The 6,202-nt window shown below is 39.8% G+C and carries 6 protein-coding genes; 1 reads left to right on the top strand and 5 read right to left on the bottom strand.

Annotated features, from left to right (window positions below; translation table 11 throughout):
* Nucleotides 1-361: 361 nt before the first annotated feature.
* Entirely contained in the window at nt 362-2,029 is a 1,668-nt protein-coding gene (locus F6J94_RS28245; protein WP_293046501.1) for an alkaline phosphatase family protein, read from the top strand.
* A gap of 155 nt (nt 2,030-2,184) precedes the next feature.
* On the opposite strand, the gene F6J94_RS28240 is transcribed toward F6J94_RS28245, so the two are convergent.
* The 5 genes from F6J94_RS28240 to F6J94_RS28225 form a co-directional block, all read right to left on the bottom strand.
* Nucleotides 2,185-3,315, bottom strand: coding sequence for a glycosyltransferase family 4 protein (locus F6J94_RS28240; protein ID WP_293046498.1), 1,131 nt, complete (start codon nt 3,313-3,315; stop codon nt 2,185-2,187).
* A 194-nt stretch (nt 3,316-3,509) separates the two neighbouring features.
* The gene (locus F6J94_RS34475; RefSeq protein ID WP_367142284.1) at nt 3,510-3,788 is read right to left on the bottom strand and encodes a hypothetical protein; all 279 of its coding nucleotides are present in this window, start codon (nt 3,786-3,788) and stop codon (nt 3,510-3,512) included.
* Between the two features lie 498 nt (nt 3,789-4,286).
* Complete coding sequence (locus F6J94_RS28235; protein ID WP_293046495.1) at nt 4,287-4,676, bottom strand: DegT/DnrJ/EryC1/StrS family aminotransferase; 390 nt, start codon at nt 4,674-4,676, stop codon at nt 4,287-4,289.
* A gap of 44 nt (nt 4,677-4,720) precedes the next feature.
* Entirely contained in the window at nt 4,721-5,263 is a 543-nt protein-coding gene (locus F6J94_RS28230; RefSeq protein ID WP_293046505.1) for a glycosyltransferase, read from the bottom strand.
* Between the two features lie 3 nt (nt 5,264-5,266).
* A complete protein-coding gene (locus F6J94_RS28225) occupies nt 5,267-5,908 on the bottom strand; it encodes a hypothetical protein (protein ID WP_293046492.1) in 642 nt (213 codons plus the stop codon).
* Between the last annotated feature and the right edge of the window lie 294 nt (nt 5,909-6,202).

Raw genomic sequence — 6,202 nt, 5'->3', positions numbered from 1 at the left:
TGTCACAGGCTATAAGCCTGTGACGCACGCGCATTAGCTGACTGCTTACATGGCTGGTAATTATCACCACTAATATATACTTAATAAAAAACAGCTATCCGGATTTTTGCTCTAGAGATTTTTATCAAAAGCTTACGCTATATATTAATTTAAGTTAATCTTGTTATAAAGTTATAATAACGATAAGGATTTTTAGAAATCCATAGGTAAAGATCAAAGCAGGGGTATAACGGTAAACTTAGCTGTTGTATAACATAGACCAAATCGAGTTTAATGTCACTCTAAGACTTGCCAAGATTCACGAATGCCCCTGGTTAAGTTGCAGGTTGCATCTCCAGTATTAACATTTACTTTCAGAGAAATGAACAAGCCCGTTATTGCCATTGGACTAGATGCAGCTGAGCCCTCTGTCCTTGAGAAATGGATGTCTCAGGGACATCTCCAGACTATGCGTCGTCTGCGCGACCAGGGAACCTATGGACGCCTAAAAAACTTTGAAGCGTTTAGTGCAGAAACCCCTTGGACAACATTTTTGACTGGCTGCTCGCCTCACACAACTGGGTACTGGTCTCCCTTGGGATTTCGAGAAGGTAGCTATGAGTGCTACACCAAGGCCGCCTATGACTATAGTGAGTATCCTCCATTTTATGCCCTGGGTGAAGATTATCGAGTGGCAGTTTTTGACATGCCTCAAACTCGGCTTTCTGAGAAGGTAAATGGTCCGCAGGTTTTAGCTTGGGGAGCCCATTCTCCTCAAGTAGCTAGTGGGTCTTTACCGGCTTCACTGTTTCAAGAACTGGTTGACAAACATGGAGAACATCCAGGACTCCATAAAGACTATGCAGTGTGTCTTGATTTAAAAGGAACACTTCGACTTCGGAAAGTTCTTGAGACAGGGATCTCCCGTCGCGCTACTATTTGTCAAGATCTCTTGCAACGAGGTTCTTGGGACTTGTTTTTAACAGTGTTTGGCGAAGCCCATGCACTGGGTCACAATTTCTGGCAGTTGAGTCAACCGGAGCATCCTCTGTATGAGCATTTTAGTTCCCGTGTTTCAGGTGATCCAATGCTCGAAGGCTTTCAAGCCATTGATCGGGCAATCGGCAAGATTTTAGCCAAAGCACCAAAGGATGCTCATGTCGTCATTTTCTCCGCTCATGGCATGGGTCCTAACACCATGGATACCCCCAGCACGACCTTCCTGCCTGAGTTTCTATATCGCCTGAGTTTCCCTGGCAAATTTGGCCTGGCTAATGGTACTGAGTTGGGAACACCCCCTGAACCGATAATTACCAAAATGAAATGGAACTATTGGGAGCGACATCTGTGGGGTACCAAGTATGATCCTAATGCCATTAAAAGGTTTTTGAGACGAGAAATGCCCACCAAGCTTTTCAAACTAATCGAGCCATGGTTAGATTCTTCTCAAGAACCCGATCTAATCTCGCCATTCAGGCTAGCTAAGCAAACCGATGTAGTACCTTTCCAACCAGCCGCTTGGTATGCACCGGTCTGGCACAAGATGAAAGCGTTTGCCCTACCAAGCTTTTCAGAAGGATATATCCGCATCAATCTTCAGGGACGAGAACCCCAAGGATTGGTACCCGAATCGGAGTATGATGCTTTCTGTGATGAACTGATCCAAAAGCTTTACGCTCTTAAAGATGCCCGAAAAGGTGTACCCATGGTCAAGGATATCATCAGGACACGGAAGTCGCCCACTGAGCGAAATTGTAAGCTGTCTGATGCCGACTTGGTACTTGTCTGGCAAGATGAGTATGCCACAGATGTGGTGGAAAGTCCTGATGTTGGACGTATTGGTCCTGTACCCCATTATCGTTCTGGCAGCCATCGCCCTGAGGGATTTATCATAGCTAATGGTCCAGGTATTGCCTCTGGTGTTGATTTCGGAGGCGGTCATGCTCTTGATCTTCCCCCCACAATTTTGGAATTGATGGGTGCACCAATTCCTGAATACTTTGAAGGTAAGCCACTACCATTGCTAGCAAAAGAGCTTGTCAACGGTTAATATGCCTACTGCCTTAGAGTGTGGTCAGAAACGTTGCCCTCATAGTTAAGTCTTTGTAAATTAGAAATGAGGGATAAGGTAAAGAGGGGATGAGGAGATTTTTACTCCTCTTTCCCCTCTTCATTTTATTCCAAATCTCACAAATCCGACAGGAATCAATTGAACATGCTTATCATCACACGATGTATACGTTCTGCCCATGTATCCCAATTGAGAGACTGATCGTATTCCTCTCTAGAAGACTTGACTAATTGTTCATAGACTGCCCGATCACCAAAGTTATTTGCTATCACACTAGCATACTGATCACTTGAGGCAGATAACGGTAACATATAACCATTTTTGCCATCTTTAATAATTGTCGGGATTCCTCCGACATCAGTTGTGATTACAGGGAGACCAAATGCATTAGCCTCACAAATCACAATTGGTGAACAATCAGCACGAGTGGGAAACATCAAAAAATGGGATTGCAGAAATAATTGATTAAGTTCCTCTCGTTGCTTAGGATTATTTTTATTCAAAAAAGGAATGACCTTTAGCCGCTCATGCTTAATGTCATCCGGTGGTATACAACCAAGCATAACTAGCTCAGCATCAATTCCCATGTTCAGCAGAGACATCAGAGTTTCAAAGGCAATATTTCCACCTTTTCTCTGCCAATCTTTACCAATAAACAATAAACGGCAACGGGAAGCATTACACTTGGAAAATAGTTGATCGACTGAGGGGATATCATCTAAATTGGCTCCAAAGGGAATTATTTCAACTTTCTCTGGATCTGCCTGATAGTCGCTAATGGCAGATTTGGCAGCCCATTCTGAAGAATAAACTAGTTTATGAGATTTTGATAATACAGCAAATTCATGTTTTTCTCCTAGTTCAAATTCTTCTCTGTTTCGGTAAATTTTATAGTAGTCATTGTTGATTAGCTTCGGAGTAGCATCGGATAAAAAAATAATAGGAATACTAGTGTCAATTAAACTTACTTCTGCTGATGCAACAGGGCAAAAAAGTAAATCACATGGGGTTTCATTTAACTGTCTTTGAACGTTAATTATGAATCGATTAAGCTGTTCATTTTGATCAGAAGACTTGAAACCTAAAAATGAATCAATTAATTGGATAGGCTTGACTAGCTTATGCCAATAGGATACTTTTCTGGGATTGCCGAGATTAATCAACTGAAGGTCTCTTGATGCCAGAGACCTATGCATATAATAAAGGGTGCCAGAAAAAGTATTTTTATCTAAATAATTCTGAGAAGATAAAAAACCAACTCTCAAGGGCTGTATCATCGGTTTTAGGAAGGTTGAATCTTGCTATCAAATGTACCGCTTCAATTATAGCTCCCTATTAGTAAAGTATTTGATGTCAAACCAGCCGTATTATTAAATTGCTTGATAATTTATTGCTCCCCAGTAGTTTACTTTTTAATGTAATCATTTTTAGGTATTTTAAAATAACTAAGCAATTTTGCTTAGTTAGCTCTAGGGTAATACGGCATTAATATTTTCTTTAAAGGTTTTAGGGGTTTCACCATACGCCTCAACTTATGATCAACATATATCATATAACAGTCAAGAGGCTCGGCTCCAAAACTTTTCTTAAATGCTATAACTCCTGGCAATCCACCACTAGTCTCAAAATCAAACCAAGAATATCCTTGTTCACAAGAATCTTTGACAATTTCATACATCACTAAGTTAACTGGTCTTAGATTCAAGTATTTTTCTAAAGATGAGCCATGCCAATACACCACATGTTTATTGGCGTAGAAGCATAGTGCTCCGCTGATAATATGGCTTTTCGGACTTTTTGAGCCATATAATTACCGTCCTTTTTCCAAGTTTTGGAAATTGTTTCAAAACCCACGTCTAAGTTAATGGCGTGAGTGGTATTCTCCTCTGGTTCACTGACACAACTTATGGCTACAGCTGAGTATTGGATTTATCGATTTAGATAGCTGCCTTGATATTCGCCTATCTATATTATTTCAGGACTTAGGCAGGAACTCTACTTGTAGGGTCTCACCCTAGTATTTATAGTGTTTATTACCGAGTTTTACCTCAGTTATGTATATCTGAGAGTGCTGCTAAAGTTCAGAAAAATTTCTTGATTGATGCCACAACCCTTGCTTGGTCAGCTTCAGTCATATCGTTGTAAAAGGGCAGACGAAGTAAGCGATCGCTTTTAGCGGAAGCTGAGGCCTTTGGCCACGCTACGCGAACGCTTCATCGCGTAGCGTGACCTACGGTCAATCGCTTACATCCTCAGTCACCAAGCAGTCTCCTTCTTTGCCCCCAAACTCTCGTCCCATATCAGACAAGTGCAATGGCAGATAGTGAAAAACGCTATAAATGCCTTTGTCTACCCAGGTATACTTATCAATTTGACCGCGATAGAAGCGAGTGCGATTAGTTCCTTTCTCGCGGATAATCTCAGCACGTTCGATAAACTCCGGGTCGTTGATCAAGAATGCGCCACCTTCTCCACAGGTAAAGTTCTTAGTCTCGTGAAAACTCTGGGTAGCTAGACAATTAAATGTACCTAGATACTTGCCTTTGTACTTAGCAAATAGGCCATGAGCATTGTCCTCAATAACTGGTATACCGTAACGCCCAGCAATTTCCAAAATAGCATCCATCTCACATCCTACACCTAGGAATCATAATAATTATGAAATTTATATTAGGGAGATATTGAGTTGTAGCGCCCTGAACTTAAACGATGCTCAATTAACCATTGTTCATTTTCTGGTGAGTCATGTAGCCATCGCTGAATTAGGTCAGCAAATTTTACTGGAAGCTGCAAACTCTTCCAGGTTTCGTAAGAGGCTATAGACAGATTATGGTAAAGATCTGAATCGGAAAGCAGCTTTTGAATAGATTCTGCTAAAGCAACAGAGTTGCCAGCTTCGAAAATTTTCGCATTGATGCCATCTTTTAGTTTATTGATAAACATTGGGTGATCTGAAGCAATAATTGGAGTTCGAGCGCAAAGGGCATGAGTAATTACTAGTGGGAAACCCTCTGGAAATTCGTGGCGACTAGGAACTAATACCAGATCAGATTCTCTCATCAGAGTAACTACCGTATTACTTGGTACTAGTCCGAGAAACTCTACACAGTCTTCGATTTGTAGCTGCTTAGCTTTATTGGCAAATAAACCTGTTTTATCGTAACCAGCTAGCTTCAATTTTATTGGAAATTTATTAGCTTTTAAGTTAGCGATAGATTATAATATATCACCAACACCTTTAGCTGAATTCATTGATACAACATAACATATTTGCCAAGACTTTGCCTCTGCTCGGAGAGTTTTTGGTAACCAAGATTCCGGTGTTTCAGTAACAATATAGCTCCAAGGAATTATTTTATCAGATTGAACTCCTATGTGCTGGAGCCCTAGGGAGGAATCAATTCCATAACTACCAATCCATTGGATTTGATCATTATTTAATAGTTGGCTTAGTAAATAATTACGAAATTTGTTAACCACCTTGTTGGTTGGAATAGATTCAGCGAATAGGGCTAGAGTTGAAACATTATTGTGAATTGCCCAACGAAAAATTTCCCGAATGGGTGTGCGAATAATTAAATGAGTCGGATGGTAATCTTCAACCAATTGGATTAACTTTTTAATGTTAATCTTTCCATCAAATCCTGCACCAATGGCACGAACTCCTTTTTCGAGGAGCTCATTGTATGGTTTTTCGGTCATACAACATAGGGTAGCAACTTCCCCAATTTGTTTGCCAATTTCAGCTACCGCATCTACACAATATTTCTGAGCATAGTACGTCTCAGCTCCACCGTTAGCTAGGCCTTCAAAGGTTTTACGGTAATCTCCAGCATACTGAATAATCAATAAACGCATAAAATTAATTCCTTTGTTTTCAATAATTTTTTATAAAAAGTATTACCATTTTACCGTTATATTAATATCCTTATTTTCAGAAAAAATAGATATATATTAATTTTTAGGATAAAGTTGGTGTTATTTAAAAAAACAAAATGCATACACTATGATTGATTTTACTATCCATTTAATTAAAAAAATAGATCCAAAAAAGCTATAAATCCCTATTAGTTTACACCTGATGCTCTATAGCTTTTTTGGATCTATTTTTTTAATTAAATGGATAGTAAAATCAATCATAGTGTATGCATT

This window comes from Moorena sp. SIO1F2, assembly GCF_010672755.1.
Lineage (GTDB): Bacteria > Cyanobacteriota > Cyanobacteriia > Cyanobacteriales > Coleofasciculaceae > Moorena.
The sequence above is the reverse complement of the archived record's forward strand: the minus strand, read 5'-3'. Positions and strand labels throughout refer to the sequence as shown.